Consider the following 13,493-nt stretch of genomic DNA (forward strand, 5'->3'; position numbering starts at 1 on the left):
GGCCTCTGGGATGAGCGAGAGCAAGCTGGCCGGGCAGTTCTTCGACGCCGCGATCGGTCTGCTGCAGCGGGTACGCGACGAGGACGCGGAGGAGATCGCCGCCGCCGGCGCCGCGATCGCCGCCGCCGTCGCCTCGGGCCATCACCTCTTCGCCTTCGGTGCCGGACACTCCTCCCTCGCCGCCCAGGACGTCGTCTACCGTGCGGGCGGCCTCGCCCTGATGAACCTGCTGGCCGTACCGGGGGTCGTGGGCGTCGACGTCATGCCGGCGACGCTCGGCTCGGCCCTGGAACGCGTGGACGGCCTCGCGGGCGCGGTGCTCGACTCCTCGCCCGCCCGGTCCGGAGACGTCCTGATCATCGTCTCCCTCTCCGGCCGCAACGCCCTGCCCGTCGAGATGGCGATGAACGCCCGCGCCCTGGGCCTGACCGTCATCGGGGTGACCTCGGTGGCGTACGCGACGGAGACGAAGTCCCGGCACGTCTCGGGGACGTATCTGAAGGACCACTGCGACATCGTCCTCGACTCGAAGATCGCCATCGGCGACGCCGAACTCACCCACGAGGGCATCGAGGCCCCCTTCGCCCCCGCCTCGACGGTCGTCACCAGCGCCCTGATGCAGGCCACGATGGCGGCGGCGGCCGAGGAGATGGTCCGCCTCGGCATCGAGCCGCCGCTGCTGCGCTCGGGGAACGTCGACGGCGGGCACGAGTGGAACGGACGCGTGATGGACGAGTACCGCGACCGGATCTTCTACCGCCGCTGAGCGCCGGGGGCGCACCCCCTCCACCAGGGGGCGTTGCATGTTCATGCGAAGGAGTGCATACTTCTGCGTATGTCCAAAGTGCTCACCTCCCTGCCCGTCGCCGCTCGTGTCGGAATCGCCTTCTCCGGGGGCCTCGACACCTCGGTAGCGGTCGCCTGGATGCGGGAGAAGGGTGCCGTGCCGTGCACCTACACCGCTGACATCGGCCAGTACGACGAGCCCGACATCGCGTCGGTGCCCGGTCGCGCCAAGGCGTACGGCGCCGAGATCGCCCGCCTGGTCGACTGCCGGGCCGCCCTCGTGGAGGAGGGGCTCGCGGCCCTGACGTGCGGGGCGTTCCACATCCGGTCCGGCGGCCGCGCGTACTTCAACACCACGCCGCTGGCGCGGGCCGTCACGGGCACCCTGCTGGTGCGCGCGATGCTCGAGGACGACGTGCAGGTCTGGGGCGACGGCTCCACCTTCAAGGGCAACGACATCGAGCGGTTCTACCGCTACGGCCTGCTGGCGAACCCCTCCCTGCGGATCTACAAGCCGTGGCTGGACGCCGAGTTCGTCACCGAGCTCGGTGGCCGCAAGGAGATGTCCGAGTGGCTGCTCGAGCGCGACCTGCCCTACCGGGACAGCGCGGAGAAGGCCTACTCCACGGACGCGAACATCTGGGGCGCGACCCACGAGGCCAAGGCGCTGGAGCACCTCGACGCGAGCATGGAGACCGTCCAGCCGATCATGGGCGTGCGGTTCTGGGACGACGCCACGCAGATCGCCGCCGAGGACGTCACGATCGGTTTCGAGCAGGGCCGGCCGGTGACGATCAACGGCAAGACGTTCGCCTCCGACGTCGACCTGGTCCTGGAGGCCAACGCCATCGGCGGCCGGCACGGCATGGGCATGTCCGACCAGATCGAGAACCGGGTCATCGAGGCCAAGAGCCGGGGCATCTACGAGGCGCCGGGCATGGCGCTGCTGCACGCGGCGTACGAGCGGCTCGTCAACGCGATCCACAACGAGGACACCCTCTCGATCTACTACAGCGAGGGACGGCGGCTCGGCAGGCTCCTGTACGAGGGCCGCTGGCTGGACCCGCAGGCGATGATGCTGCGCGAGTCGCTGCAGCGCTGGGTCGGCACGGCGGTGACCGGCGAGGTGACCCTCCGGCTGCGTCGCGGCGAGGACTACACCATCCTCAACACCACGGGCCCCGCGTTCAGTTACCACCCGGACAAGCTCTCCATGGAGCGGACCGAGGACGCCGCCTTCGGGCCGGTCGACCGCATCGGTCAGCTGACCATGCGTAACCTCGACATCGCCGACTCCCGCTCCAAGCTGGAGCTGTACGCCGGACTCGGCATGATCGGCACCCCGACCCCGGCACCGATCGGTGCCGCCCGGACGACCAGCCTGATCGGCGCGCTGCACGAGGGCGGCGCCGAGGCGATCGCGTCCGGCGGGAAGACGGACGAGGACGACGAGCTGCTCGACCACGCGGCGATGGAGTCCGGGACCGACTGACGGTACGTACGGGACGCCACGTACGGACATAGAAAGGGACACCCCCTTGGTTAGGGGGTGTCCCTTGTTACGTCTGCTGCTATGTCCCCGCCCAGCGCGGCGCAGAGCCAGTAGTGCGCGGCGCCGGGGGTGGGTTCCGCCGGGCCGGACGCGGGGGTGGCCAGTTCGGCGGCGAGTTGCCAGTAGCGGCCGATCACCGGATGGGCACCCTGCGCGAGCGTGCCCTTGAGGCTGCGGCGGAAGGCGGGGGTGTCCGCCGTGCCCCGCGTGCCGTGCGAGCGGGCGTAGGCGGAGACGAAGCAGTCGAGCGCCTCGCCCGCGCGGGGTGCCCGCCCGGCCCGCAGGTCCGGCGCGGCCAGTGCGTACGCCTCGCCGAGCCCCTCGTAGAGCACGCTCGGGCGGCCGTCCCCGTCGTCGGGATGCACGACGAGTCGACGCCCGTCGGCCATGGCGTCGGAGACGAGGGCGTGCAGGCGGGCGAAGGCCAGCACCTGGGCAGGCGTCGGATCCTCCGGTGGCTGCGGAACCGCCGCGTCGACGACCGTGGCGGCGACCCGCGCCGGAAGCCGTACGGGGAGCGTACGGCGCCAGAAACGCACCAGGGCCGCCGTGTCGGGCAGGGCGGGTACGGCCCCGAGCAGCCGCAGGCGCTCCGCGCGCTCCCCGGCGGTGCAGTCCTGGAGGAGCCGGAGGGACGCCTCCTGCCAGCGCAGCGCGGTCAGCCGTGAGCCGAGCTCCCGCAGCCGCCCCGCGATGACGTCCTCCAGCGTGTCGTCCTGGTCGAGGACCCGGCCCACCGTCGGGACCGGCAGGTCGAGGGTGCGCAGCGAGCGGATCAGCCGGAGCCGGTCGAGCGCCTCGGGCCCGTACCGGCGGTGGCCGCCGCTGCTGCGGCCGGCCTCGGGCAGCAGACCTCGGTCGGAGTAGAAGCGCACGGTCTTGACGGTGACGCTCGCGCGCTCGGCGAGCTCTCCGATGCTCCATATGCCTTCGGCGGCCACGACTTGAACCTCCCTCAGGGGGAGTTCCTACGGTACCGGCGAGGCCGAAAGAGCAGACGGCGAGGAGACGATCATGGCGACTTTCGTGTTGGTGTCGGGCCCCTTCACGGGCGGTTGGGTGTGGGACGAGGTGACCGCCCGGCTCCAGAAGTCGGGGGCCGAGGTGTATCCGGTGACGCTCACCGGCATGGGGGATCCGGCGGGACCCGACACGGACCTGGAGACGCACATCGAGGACCTGGTGCGGCTGATCGACCGGATCGATGCTCCGGGCGTGGTGCTCGTCGGGCACGACTACGGGATCCACCCGGTCCTGGGTGCCGCCGACCGGCGTCCGGTGCGGATCGCCCGGATCGTCTACCTCGACGCCGGGATGCCCCGGGACGGTGACCCGGCCCTCGCGTTCGTACCCGATCAGGAGGTCCGCGAGCGGCTGTCGTCGGGGGAGGGCGGGCCGACCGTTCCTCCGCCGTCGGGGGATGGCTGGGAGCACTGGGGCAGCACCGACGGGATCCCGGTCGATGCCCTCGACCGGCTCGACCGGCTCTCCGTACCCCAGCCGTCGAAGACGCTGACCCAGCCGCTCCGGCTCTCCGGCTCCCCCTTCGACCGGGCGGTGACGGGCGTCCTCTGCACCGCCAACGGTTCCTCCCTCGCCATGGTCGAGATGGCGGTCGCCTCGGGGCCGCCGCAGTTCCGGGTGCTCGCGGGGCCCGAAGTGACCTTCTTCGAACTCGGCACCGGCCACTGGCCGATGCTGTCCGCCCCGGAGGAGCTGGCGGGGGTGCTGCTCCGGGCGGCCGTGGGCGAGGGGCACCGGGTGAGCGCGCCGGCGGAGCACGAACGGCCGCAGTATCTCGGGCCGTTCCTCATGGACGTGGCGGAGGCGCCCCGCGAGCGCATCGGGCGGGTCGACCTCCATCTGCCGGCCGATCTGCCGGATGCAGATCACCCGCGTCCCGCCGTGGTGTTCGTCCACGGCGGCCCGATCTCCCCCGACCAGCGGCCCGGCCCGCGCGACTGGCCCATGTACGTCGGCTACAGCCGGCTGGCGGCGAGTATGGGAGCGATCGGTGTGATGCCGGAACACCGGCTGCACGGCCTCGCGGACTACGCGCGTGCCGCCGAGGACCTCGCCGAAGCGGTCGAACTCGTCCGGGCGGACCCGCGCGTCGACGAAGACCGCGTCGCGCTGTGGTTCTTCTCCGCCGGCGGGCTGCTGTCCTCGGACTGGCTCGCGGCGCCCCCGCCGTGGCTGCGCTGTGTGGCGATGAGCTATCCCGTACTCGCGCCGCCGCCCGGCTGGACGCTCGTGGACAGCCGGTTCCGGCCGGCGTCCACGGTGGGTTCGGCGGGGGCCCTGCCGATCGTGCTGACCCGGGTGGGTCTGGAGCACGACGTGATCGCGACGACGGTCGAGGAGTTCCTGACCGCCGCCGGGAACACCGGGGCCGATGTCGAGGTGATCGATGTGCCGCTCGCCCACCACGGGTTCGAGACGATCGACCACAGCGAGCAGACACGCGACGCCGTCGACCGGGCGGCGCGGTCCGTCCTCGGTCACCTGCTGAGCTGAGAGCCGTCAGGCGTCCCCGAACCGCACCCGGACCGTCAGGCCGCCGCCCTCCGCGTTCGGCGAGGCCGTCGCCGTGGCGCCGTGGGCGCGGGCGACCGAGTCCACGATCGACAGGCCGAGGCCCGCGCCCTCGCCGGGGGCGTGGGCGCGTTCGGTCAGGCGGCGGAAGGGTTCGAAGAGCAGCGGGACCGTGGCGGCCGGGACCTCGGGCCCGGTGTTCGTCACCTCGATGCCGACGTCCGGGCCGGTACGGACCTCCACCCTGCCCTCGGGTGCGTTGTGCCGTACGGCGTTCGCGAGCAGGTTGTGGATCAGCCGGTCCAGGAGCACCGGGTCCCCGTCGACGGTCAGCGGCCGGGCCCGTACCGAGACCGTGACCCGGCGTTCCGCCGCCTCGTCCGCCAGCGCGGCCACCGCCTTCCGGGCGGCCTCGTGGACCGGCACCGGCCGCCGCTCCCGCAGCCCTTGGTCGGAGGCGGCGAGGAGCAGCAGCCCCTCGATGATCCGTTCGCTGTCGTCGGCGACCTCGATCAGCTTCGACCGGATCCGGGCCACCCGCTCCGGGGACGGCTCCCCCGCGAGACCGATCTCGGCCGCCGCCCGCTGGACGGCGACCGGGGTGCGCAGTTCGTGCGCGGCGTTCGCCGCGAACCGCTGCTGGGCGGAGACGAGCCGTTCCATCCGGCCCAGCATCCCGTCGAAGGTGTCGGCGAGCCGCTTCAGCTCGCCCGGCGGCCCGCCGAGCGCGATCCTCTCGTGCAGGTTCTCGCCCGACAGCCTTCGCGCCGTCTCGGTGATCACGGCGACCGGGCGGAGCACCCGGCCCGCCACCCACCAGGCGACCAGGACGGAGAGCAGCGCGTACACGGCGAGGACGGTGACCGAGACCGTCAGGAGCCGCTCCAGGGCGGCGGACTCGGCCGCGTCGCTGACCGTCCGCGTGATCGCGAGCGCCTGGCGGGGTACGGCTCCGGGCGGGATCGGACCGGGGCTGGCCGGCGCGGCGCTCGGGAGGTCCGTAGGGAAGGACGTCGGCAGGTCCTCTAGCCGCTGCGCCGGTACGGCGGTGGTGACGGCCATGCTGATCGACGAGTACAGGCCCTCCTTCACCAGCACGTACACGACCCCCGTGAGCAGCGCGCCCGCGAGGACGAGCAGCCCTCCGTACAGGGTCGTCAGCCGGGCCCGTTCACTCCGTACGAAGGGGATCATGACGCGATCCGGTAGCCGGCGCCCGGCACCGTCTCCACCACCGGCGGCTCGCCCAGCTTGGCCCGCAGCTTGCTCAGCGTCACCCGTACCGCGTTCGTCCGGTAGCTCGTGTGCTCCTCCCAGACCTGCTCGATCAGGTCCTCGCCGCTGACCACGGCCCCCTCGGCCCTCAGCAGCGCCTCCAGGACCGCGAACTCCTTCCGGGACAGGTGCAGGTGGCGCCCGTCGCGGCTGGCCTGGCGGCGGGCGGTGTCCAGGACGATCCCAGCCTGTTCCAGGACGGGGGGCAGCGCGGGCCGGGCGCGCCGGCCGAGCGCCAGGACCCGGGCGAGCAGCTCGTCGTACGCGAAGGGCTTGGCCAGGTAGTCGTCGGCGCCGAGGCCGAGGCCCTCGACCCGGTCCCGTACCGTCCCCGCCGCCGTCAGCATCAGCACCCGGGTCATCAGCCGCTGCTCGACCACGTGGCGGCACACGTCGTCGCCGTGCATCCCGGGCAGGTCACGGTCCAGGACGAGGACGTCGTACTCCCCGAGCCGCAGTTTCCGCAGGGCTTCGAGGCCGTCGGCCGCGACGTCCACGGCGAGCGCGTCGCGGCGCAGCCCCTCGGCGATCATCTCGGCGAGAAACGCCTCGTCCTCCACCAGCAGTACGCGCATGGCCCCTGTGTATCCGAAAGGGACCTTTCGCCGGTGTTAACCAATCCGCTGAGAGAAGCGAAACATCCCTTCGCGGCACGCTCCCGCCCATGACAACTCGACTGACCACTCGACTGACCACTCGACTGACCACTCGACTGACCACTCGACTGACGACTCGGCTGACGACTCGCCGCGACATCAAGCTGGCCGCCGCTGCTGCGCTCGCCTCGCTCTCCCTCCTCACCACGGCCGCCTGCTCCGCCTCCGGCGACAAGGCCGGGACGACAGGCACCAGCGAGGAGGGCAAGAAGGCCGACCAGGCCTTCGAGCACCGCAAGTGCCTGCGCGAGCAGGGTCTTGACGTGCCCGAGCCCAAGCCGGGCGAGGAGGGCGTCGGGCTCACCATCGGCGGCGACGGCATGTCGAAGGAGAAGATGGAGAAGGCGTTCAAGGCCTGTCAGGGCAAGGGCGGCGGCGCCGGGATGGGGAAGGAGCCGACGCAGGCCGACAAAGACAAGGCCCTGGCGTACGCGAAGTGCATGCGCGAGAACGGGTTCAACATGCCCGATCCGAAGTTCGACGGCGGCGCGCAGCAGGCCATGCCGGTACCGGAGGGCGCGGAGCGGCAGAAGTTCGAGAAGGCGAACAAGGCGTGCGAAGGCGCGGCGCGATGAGCGAGCGTCCGATGAGCAGGCGAAAGCTCGTCGTCGCCCTGGTGGCGATCCTGGCGGTCGCGGGCGGGGGCGCGGCCGTCACCGCCCTGTCCGCGCCGGGACCGCGGCCGGTCACGAAGGACTCCGGGCTGCCGTACGCCACCGCCCCCATCACCCGCGGCGACCTCGGCAACAGCACCCAGCAGGACGGCACCCTGGGCCATCTCGGCGAGCGGAAGATCAACGCGGGCGCCGGTACGGCCGGGGTCCTCACCTGGCTCGCCCCGGCCGGGTCGGTCGTCGAGCGGGACGAGCGGCTCTACGAGGTCGACGGCGAGCCGGTCCGGCTGATGTACGGCGCCGAGCCCATGTACCGGACGCTCAAGACGGGCGACAAGGGCAAGGACGTGCGGCAGCTGGAGGAGAACCTCGCCGCGCTCGGCTACACCGGCTTCGACGTCGACGAGGAGTACACGGCGAAGACGGCGGCGGCCGTCAAGCGCTGGCAGAAGTCCCACGACCTGAAGCAGACCGGCACCGTCGGCCCGGACCGGATCGCGTTCGCGGGCAGTGCGGTACGGGTCAAGGAGGCGGGCGCCGCGCCCGGCGACCAGGTCGCGCCGGGCGGTCCGCTGCTGACCGTGACCGGTTCCGAGCGGGTCGTGCGCTTCCGGATCCCGGTCTCGGACGCGGAGTCGGCGAAGGCCGGCACCCGGGTGAAGGTCCGGCTGCCGGACGGTACCGAGCTGCCGGGGAAGGTGTCGGGGGTCGGGAAGAACGCGTCGGCGGGCGAGGACCCGCAGAACCCTCAGGACAGGACCCCGAAGATCGACATCACGGTCTCCTTCGACGACCCGCGGAAGGTCAAGGGCATCGACCAGTCCCCGGTCACCGTCGACCTCACCGGCGAGACCCGTAAGGACGTCCTGTCCGTACCCGTCAACGCGCTGCTCGCCCTGCCCGGCGGCGGCTTCGGGGTCCAGGTCGTCGAGAACGGGACGGCCCGGGACGTGGCGGTCGAGCTCGGCATGTTCGGGCAGGGCCGGGTCGAGATCAGCGGGGACGGGCTGCGCGAGGGCATGAAGGTCGGGGTGCCGTCCGCATGAGCACGGCGAACACGGGCGGCACGGTCAGCACGGCCGGCGCGGTCAGCACGGCCGGCGCGGGCGGCACGGTCGGCGCGGGCGGCGCGGCCGGCGCGGGCGGCACGGTCGGCGCGGCTGGCGCGGGCGGCACGGTCGGCGCGGGCGGCACGGTCGGCGCGGGCGGCACGGTGGTGCGGCTCTGCGGAGTCACCAAGGAGTACGCGGGCGGCGTCCGCGCCCTCGACGGCGTCGATCTCACGGTCATGGAAGGGGAGTTGCTGGGGATCGTCGGCCCGTCCGGCTCCGGGAAGTCGACCCTGCTGCACATCGTCGGCACGCTGGACCGGCCGACCGCCGGGACGGTGGAGCTCGCCGGCCATGACGTCGCCTCGCTCACGGACCGCAGGCTGTCGGCGCTGCGCGCCCGGCACATCGGGTTCGTGTTCCAGGCGTTCCATCTGGTGCCGGGGGTCGGCGCGTTGGAGAACGTCGCCGAGGGGCTGCTGTACTCGGGGCTGCCCCGGGCCCGGCGGCGGACGATGGCCGCCGAGGCGCTGGCCCGGGTCGGGCTCGCCGACCGGATGACGCACCGGCCGCACGAGCTGTCCGGCGGGCAGAAGCAGCGTGTCGCCATCGCCCGTGCGGTGGTCGGCGCACCCGATCTGCTGCTCGCCGACGAGCCGACGGGCGCGCTCGACTCGGCGTCGGGCGAGGCGGTGATGGAGCTGCTGCACGACCTGAACGCGGACGGCGCGACGATCGCGGTCATCACGCACGACACGGAGATCGCGGGGCGGTTGCCGCGCCAGGTCCGGATCCGGGACGGCCGGGTGGTGGCGGACACGGCACGCGGAAAGGTCGCGGTCTGATGTCCCGTACACGTACGTCTCGTACACGCAGGTCTCGTACGCACACGTCTCCTACACGCACCTTGAAGGCGGCCCGGCTCGGCCCTCGGGACGTCCTCCACGTCGGCTCGGCGGGGCTGCGCAGCCGCCCCGTACGGGTCGTGCTTTCGGCGCTCGGGATCGCCATCGGCATCGCGACGATGATCGCGGTGGTGGGCATCTCGGCCTCGAGCCAGGCCCAGTTGCTCCGGCAGCTCGACGCGCTCGGCACGAACATGCTGGTCGCGAAGCCGGGCGAGGGCATGTTCAGCGGGCAGGAGGTCAAGCTGCCCAAGGACGCTGTGGGCATGGTCGGCCGTATCGAGGGCGTGGAGGAGGCAGCCGCGACCGGCGACCTGACCCACTCGGTACGCCGCTCCGAGAAGATCCCCGAAGCCGAGACCGGCGGGATCGCGGTGAAGGCGGCCACGGAGGGACTCCTCGACGTGCTGCGCGGCGGGACGGCGTCCGGGACGTGGCTGAACGCCGCCAACGGCCGCTATCCGTCGGTGGTGTTGGGCCATGTCGCGGCCGAGCGGCTCGGCATCACCCGGCCGGGGCAGCAGGTCTGGGTCGACGACCGGTACTTCACCGTCATCGGCATCCTCGACCCGCTGCCGCTCGCCCCCGAGATCGAACGCTCGGCGCTGGTGGGCTGGGAGGGCGCGGAGCGGCTGCTGGGCTTCGACGGGCACCCGACGGCGGTGTACGAGCGGTCCACGGACGCGTCCGTACGGGACGTCCAGCGGCTCCTCGCCCCGACGATCGACCCGCAGAACCCGCAGAACGTGGCGGTCGGCGACCCGTCATCGGCGCTCAAGGCGAAGGCGGCGACGGAGGGCGCGTTCTCGACGCTGCTCCTCGGCCTCGGCGGGATCGCGCTCCTGGTGGGCGGGGTCGGCGTCGCCAACACCATGATCATCTCGGTCCTGGAACGCCGCCACGAGATCGGCCTGCGCCGCTCCCTGGGCGCGACCAGGGGCCAGATCAGGATCCAGTTCGTCACCGAGTCCCTGCTGCTCTCCGGCCTCGGCGGCCTGGCGGGCGTGGCCCTCGGCGCGGCGGCGACGGGCGCGTACGCGTCCACGGGCGGGCTGCCGTGGGTGGTGCCGCTGTGGGCGGTGGGCGGCGGCTTCGGCGCGACGCTCGTGATCGGCACGGTGGCGGGCCTGTACCCGGCGGTCCGGGCGTCGCGGTTGTCACCGACGCTGGCGCTGGGGGCGGTGTAGGGAGGAGCCCGGTGAGCTCTTCGACGGCGGGGCCCGGGGGCGTCTCCCCGGGCCCCGTCCCACGCGTGCGGGCCGCGGTAGTGGTTGCGGTGCCCGGCGGCCAGGACCGTGCGCAGCCCGGCCCGTACACGTCGAGCAGATCAAGGAGCGCGAACGCCGGCCGCACCTGCCCGGCCGCGTCCAGACGCTCATCGGTGAACACCGCGCCCGCCCAGTCCTGGGCGACGTCGAGCACCGTCAGCCGCCGCTCCGGGCGGTCGGCTTCGACCCACACGCGCCGTCGCGGGCCTCCGTGACGCCCTCCCCGGCCGGCCACCGGTGCGCGTCATCCGTCCCCGTGTCCATCGGGGCGGTATCCCGCCGAGCCCGTCGCGTTCACGGAGTCGGCCAGGTCCAGGTAGGCCGCCACCCGGCCCGCCACCGCCTCCGCGTACACCGCGTCCGGCCGCTCGAAGGCCGTACGCGAGGCCGCGCGGAGGAAGGTCACCGCGCCCACGGTACGGCCGCGGCTGCGCAGCGGCAGGCACAGCGCGTGGACCGCGTCGCGCGGCCAGTGGCGCTCCGCCGCCCAGTCCTCGGCTGCCTGCGGGGTCGACGCGACGGACGACGCCCGGACCGGGCCCGTACGGGAGAGGGCCTGGAGCACCGGATGGCCCGACGGGTAGCGCAGCGGAATGCCCCCGCCCGCCACCGGGACGACCGGGCCGGGCCTGGCCGTCGGAGTGGCGGCCACGCGGACCAGCCGCCGCTCCCCCGCCGCCGCGTCCAGCAGCGCGTGGTCGGCGAAACCGGCCAGCGCGAAGTCCAGCAGGACCGTCGCCGCCTCCCTCGGGTCCTCGCACTCGGCCGCCGCCGCACCCGCCCGGTGCAACTGGCTGTACCGGAACCGCAGCCGGTCCGCCTCCTGCTCCGCCAGCCGCTCCTCGGTGACATCCTGGAACAGCCACCCCACACCCAGCGGCACCGGTTCCTCCGCCAGCGGCGACGCCAGCCGCACGAACCCGCTGCGCCAGCACCGCCGCCGCTCGCCCTCCGCGGTCCGCAACGTCACCCACACCTCGGCCGGGCCCCGCGGCGGGCCCTCCGCCAACACGTGCTGGAGCGCGCCCTCCAGCTCCTCCACACCCTGCACGACCAGCTCACCGAGCGGCCGCCCGAGCAGCGTCGTACGGCCCGCGCCCATCGCCCGCGCCGCATGCCCGTTGACGACCGTCGGCCGCAGGTCCACGTCGACGAGTACGAGACCCCAGGGCGCGTCCTCGAACAGCGCCTCGCTCAACGCGATCGACCGCTCCAGGTCGATCTGCGCGTGCACCTCGCTGAACGCGCAGTACACCCCGGCCGGCGCGCCGTCCGCGCCCCGCACCCCCGCCGACTGCGTCCGTACGAGCACCCGGCCGCCGTCCTTCCGCAGCAGCGCGAACTCGTGCACCAGCCGCCCCGGCGCCTGCATCGCCCCCATCAACCGCGCCAACGCCTCCGCCGCGTCGGCCCGCCGCGCCGCCCACCCGTCGAACCCCCGCCGCCCGACGGCCTCTTCGGCCGACCAGCCGAGAATCCGCTCGGCCTCACGGTTCCAGTGCGTGACGGTCCCGTCGGCGTCGAAGGCACAGAGCGCCGCGTCCATCCCGTCGAGCAACGCGGCCAACAGATCGGCCCCTGGCACGGACGTGGTCTCGCTCCTGGCAGCACTCATCCCGGCACCCCCTGCAGGACGGTGTACGCGCGTGCATCCGCACGCCCCGATCATTCAACTTGAACGTGACGCAGGACACACCCGGTTCCATGAAATCGTTGCGTCCCGGAAACGAACGGACGGCGCGTGGCACGTGTCCGGATGTGACAGGGAACCGTCATTGCGGCCCTCCGCGGCGGCGCCGAGGATTCGTACATGCCCACCCCCACTCCGCACCGCGTCGTCATCGCGGTCTTCCCCGATGTCGATCTCCTCGACGTCACCGGCCCGGCCGAGGTCTTCGCACTGGCCAACCGGGAGACCGCCGGCCGAGCCGGACACGCCGGCTACCAGGTCCGGCTCGCCGGGCCGGTCGCCGGGGCGGTACGGACGTCGGCGGGAGTGCGGGTCGTGGCCGACCTGGGCTTCGGCGAGGTCGGCGGGGAGGTGGACACCCTGCTGGTGCCCGGCGCGGTCGACATGACCGGCGACGGGCCCGTCGCCCGCGTCGACGCCGAGGTCGTGGCGTGGGTGAAGGAGACCGCCCCGCACGCCCGGCGGGTGGCGTCGGTGTGTGTGGGCGCGCACGTGCTGGCGGCGGCCGGGCTGCTCGACGGGAAGACGGCGACCACGCACTGGTCGACCGCCGCCCAGCTCGCCGCCGACCATCCGGCCGTCACGGTCGACCCGGACCCGATCTTCGTCCGCACCGACCGCGGCCGGGTGTGGACGGGCGCCGGGATCAGCGCCTGCCTGGACCTCGCGCTCGCGCTCGTGGCCGAGGACCTCGGCGAGGACGTGGCCCTGGCCGTGGCCCGGCAGCTGGTGATGTACCTGAAGCGGCAGGGCGGGCAGAGCCAGTTCTCCGTACCGCTCAGCCGGCCCGCCGCCTCCCGCCGCGACATCGACGCGTTGCGGCTGTGGATCGCCGACCACCTCGACGAGGACCTGTCGGTCGAGGCACTGGCGACCCGGATGTGCCTGAGCGAGCGGCACTTCGCCCGGGTCTTCAGACAGGAGACGGGCGCCTGCCCCGGCGCCTACGTCGAAGCCGCCCGGGTCGAGGTGGCCCGGCGCCTCCTCGAGACCACCGACCGCCCGCTCGACCAGGTCGCGGCCGCGGCCGGGCTCGGCTCGGTCGAGACCCTGCACCGGGCGTTCAGGCGCCAGCTCGCCACCACCCCGGCGGCCTACCGCCGCCGCTTCCGCACCACCTGACCGAGCGACATGAGCGACATGGCTTCGCCATGCCCCGTTCC

At 73.2% G+C, this 13,493-nt stretch carries 12 protein-coding genes; 8 read left to right on the plus strand and 4 right to left on the minus strand.

The features are described 5' to 3' along the window. Positions 1 to 10: 10 nt before the first annotated feature. Positions 11 to 766, plus strand: coding sequence for an SIS domain-containing protein (locus FDM97_RS32765; RefSeq protein WP_137994106.1), 756 nt, complete (start codon positions 11 to 13; stop codon positions 764 to 766). A 69-nt stretch (positions 767 to 835) separates the two neighbouring features. Continuing rightward, positions 836 to 2,278, plus strand: a complete 1,443-nt coding sequence (argG, locus tag FDM97_RS32770) for an argininosuccinate synthase (RefSeq protein WP_137994107.1) — start codon at positions 836 to 838, stop codon at positions 2,276 to 2,278. A 50-nt stretch (positions 2,279 to 2,328) separates the two neighbouring features. On the opposite strand, the gene FDM97_RS32775 is transcribed toward argG, so the two are convergent. Further along, the gene (locus tag FDM97_RS32775; protein WP_137994108.1) at positions 2,329 to 3,279 is read right to left on the minus strand and encodes a helix-turn-helix domain-containing protein; all 951 of its coding nucleotides are present in this window, start codon (positions 3,277 to 3,279) and stop codon (positions 2,329 to 2,331) included. Positions 3,280 to 3,352: 73 nt separating this feature from the next. Here FDM97_RS32775 and FDM97_RS32780 point away from each other — a divergent pair, with 73 nt between their 5' ends. Then, a complete protein-coding gene (locus FDM97_RS32780) occupies positions 3,353 to 4,855 on the plus strand; it encodes an alpha/beta hydrolase (protein WP_137994109.1) in 1,503 nt (500 codons plus the stop codon). 6 nt (positions 4,856 to 4,861) lie between these two features. Here FDM97_RS32780 and FDM97_RS32785 read toward each other — a convergent pair whose 3' ends face one another. Together FDM97_RS32785 and FDM97_RS32790 are read right to left on the minus strand one after the other, a co-directional pair. Further along, positions 4,862 to 6,067 (minus strand): ATP-binding protein, encoded by a 1,206-nt coding sequence (locus FDM97_RS32785; protein WP_137994110.1) that lies wholly within the window; start codon positions 6,065 to 6,067, stop codon positions 4,862 to 4,864. Continuing rightward, positions 6,064 to 6,723 (minus strand): response regulator transcription factor, encoded by a 660-nt coding sequence (locus FDM97_RS32790; protein ID WP_137994111.1) that lies wholly within the window; start codon positions 6,721 to 6,723, stop codon positions 6,064 to 6,066. Before FDM97_RS32790 ends, FDM97_RS32785 begins: the two co-directional genes overlap by 4 nt. An 89-nt stretch (positions 6,724 to 6,812) precedes the next feature. On the opposite strand from FDM97_RS32790, the gene FDM97_RS32795 reads away from it, so the two are divergent. The 4 genes from FDM97_RS32795 to FDM97_RS32815 are packed head-to-tail and all read left to right on the plus strand — an operon-like array spanning position 6,813 to position 10,559. Further along, positions 6,813 to 7,379: a hypothetical protein gene (locus FDM97_RS32795; RefSeq protein ID WP_254705832.1), complete on the plus strand. Its 567-nt coding sequence runs from the start codon at positions 6,813 to 6,815 to the stop codon at positions 7,377 to 7,379. Between the two features lie 11 nt (positions 7,380 to 7,390). Next, positions 7,391 to 8,464 (plus strand): peptidoglycan-binding protein, encoded by a 1,074-nt coding sequence (locus FDM97_RS32800; protein WP_137994112.1) that lies wholly within the window; start codon positions 7,391 to 7,393, stop codon positions 8,462 to 8,464. Further along, positions 8,461 to 9,312 carry an ABC transporter ATP-binding protein gene (locus tag FDM97_RS32810; RefSeq protein ID WP_254705833.1) on the plus strand — a complete coding sequence of 284 codons (852 nt, stop codon included), beginning with the start codon at positions 8,461 to 8,463 and terminating at the stop codon, positions 9,310 to 9,312. Before FDM97_RS32800 ends, FDM97_RS32810 begins: the two co-directional genes overlap by 4 nt. Beyond that, complete coding sequence (locus FDM97_RS32815) at positions 9,312 to 10,559, plus strand: ABC transporter permease (protein ID WP_432816268.1); 1,248 nt, start codon at positions 9,312 to 9,314, stop codon at positions 10,557 to 10,559. Before FDM97_RS32810 ends, FDM97_RS32815 begins: the two co-directional genes overlap by 1 nt. Before the next feature lie 325 nt (positions 10,560 to 10,884). Here the strand turns inward: FDM97_RS32815 and FDM97_RS32820 are convergent, their stop codons facing one another. Next, a complete protein-coding gene (locus FDM97_RS32820) occupies positions 10,885 to 12,255 on the minus strand; it encodes a PAS domain-containing protein (protein WP_137994115.1) in 1,371 nt (456 codons plus the stop codon). Positions 12,256 to 12,450: 195 nt separating this feature from the next. Here FDM97_RS32820 and FDM97_RS32825 point away from each other — a divergent pair, with 195 nt between their 5' ends. Beyond that, positions 12,451 to 13,452, plus strand: a complete 1,002-nt coding sequence (locus tag FDM97_RS32825; RefSeq protein ID WP_137994116.1) for a GlxA family transcriptional regulator — start codon at positions 12,451 to 12,453, stop codon at positions 13,450 to 13,452. Positions 13,453 to 13,493: the final 41 nt, after the last annotated feature.

Origin of the sequence: Streptomyces vilmorinianum (genome assembly GCF_005517195.1) — a bacterium.
In the GTDB taxonomy this organism is placed as follows: Bacteria; Actinomycetota; Actinomycetes; order Streptomycetales; family Streptomycetaceae; genus Streptomyces; species Streptomyces vilmorinianum.

What these genes read in the sequence shown, in the direction of transcription:
- FDM97_RS32815 (WP_432816268.1), top strand. Translation starts at nt 9,312, where the DNA reads ATGTCCCGTACACGTACGTCTCGTACACGCAGGTCTCGTACGCACACG.
- FDM97_RS32810 (WP_254705833.1), top strand. Translation starts at nt 8,461, where the DNA reads ATGAGCACGGCGAACACGGGCGGCACGGTCAGCACGGCCGGCGCGGTC.
- FDM97_RS32800 (WP_137994112.1), top strand. Translation starts at nt 7,391, where the DNA reads ATGAGCAGGCGAAAGCTCGTCGTCGCCCTGGTGGCGATCCTGGCGGTC.
- FDM97_RS32820 (WP_137994115.1), bottom strand. Translation starts at nt 12,255, where the DNA reads ATGAGTGCTGCCAGGAGCGAGACCACGTCCGTGCCAGGGGCCGATCTG.
- FDM97_RS32765 (WP_137994106.1), top strand. Translation starts at nt 11, where the DNA reads ATGAGCGAGAGCAAGCTGGCCGGGCAGTTCTTCGACGCCGCGATCGGT.
- FDM97_RS32790 (WP_137994111.1), bottom strand. Translation starts at nt 6,723, where the DNA reads ATGCGCGTACTGCTGGTGGAGGACGAGGCGTTTCTCGCCGAGATGATC.
- FDM97_RS32825 (WP_137994116.1), top strand. Translation starts at nt 12,451, where the DNA reads ATGCCCACCCCCACTCCGCACCGCGTCGTCATCGCGGTCTTCCCCGAT.
- FDM97_RS32795 (WP_254705832.1), top strand. Translation starts at nt 6,813, where the DNA reads ATGACAACTCGACTGACCACTCGACTGACCACTCGACTGACCACTCGA.
- FDM97_RS32780 (WP_137994109.1), top strand. Translation starts at nt 3,353, where the DNA reads ATGGCGACTTTCGTGTTGGTGTCGGGCCCCTTCACGGGCGGTTGGGTG.
- argG (WP_137994107.1), top strand. Translation starts at nt 836, where the DNA reads ATGTCCAAAGTGCTCACCTCCCTGCCCGTCGCCGCTCGTGTCGGAATC.
- FDM97_RS32785 (WP_137994110.1), bottom strand. Translation starts at nt 6,067, where the DNA reads ATGATCCCCTTCGTACGGAGTGAACGGGCCCGGCTGACGACCCTGTAC.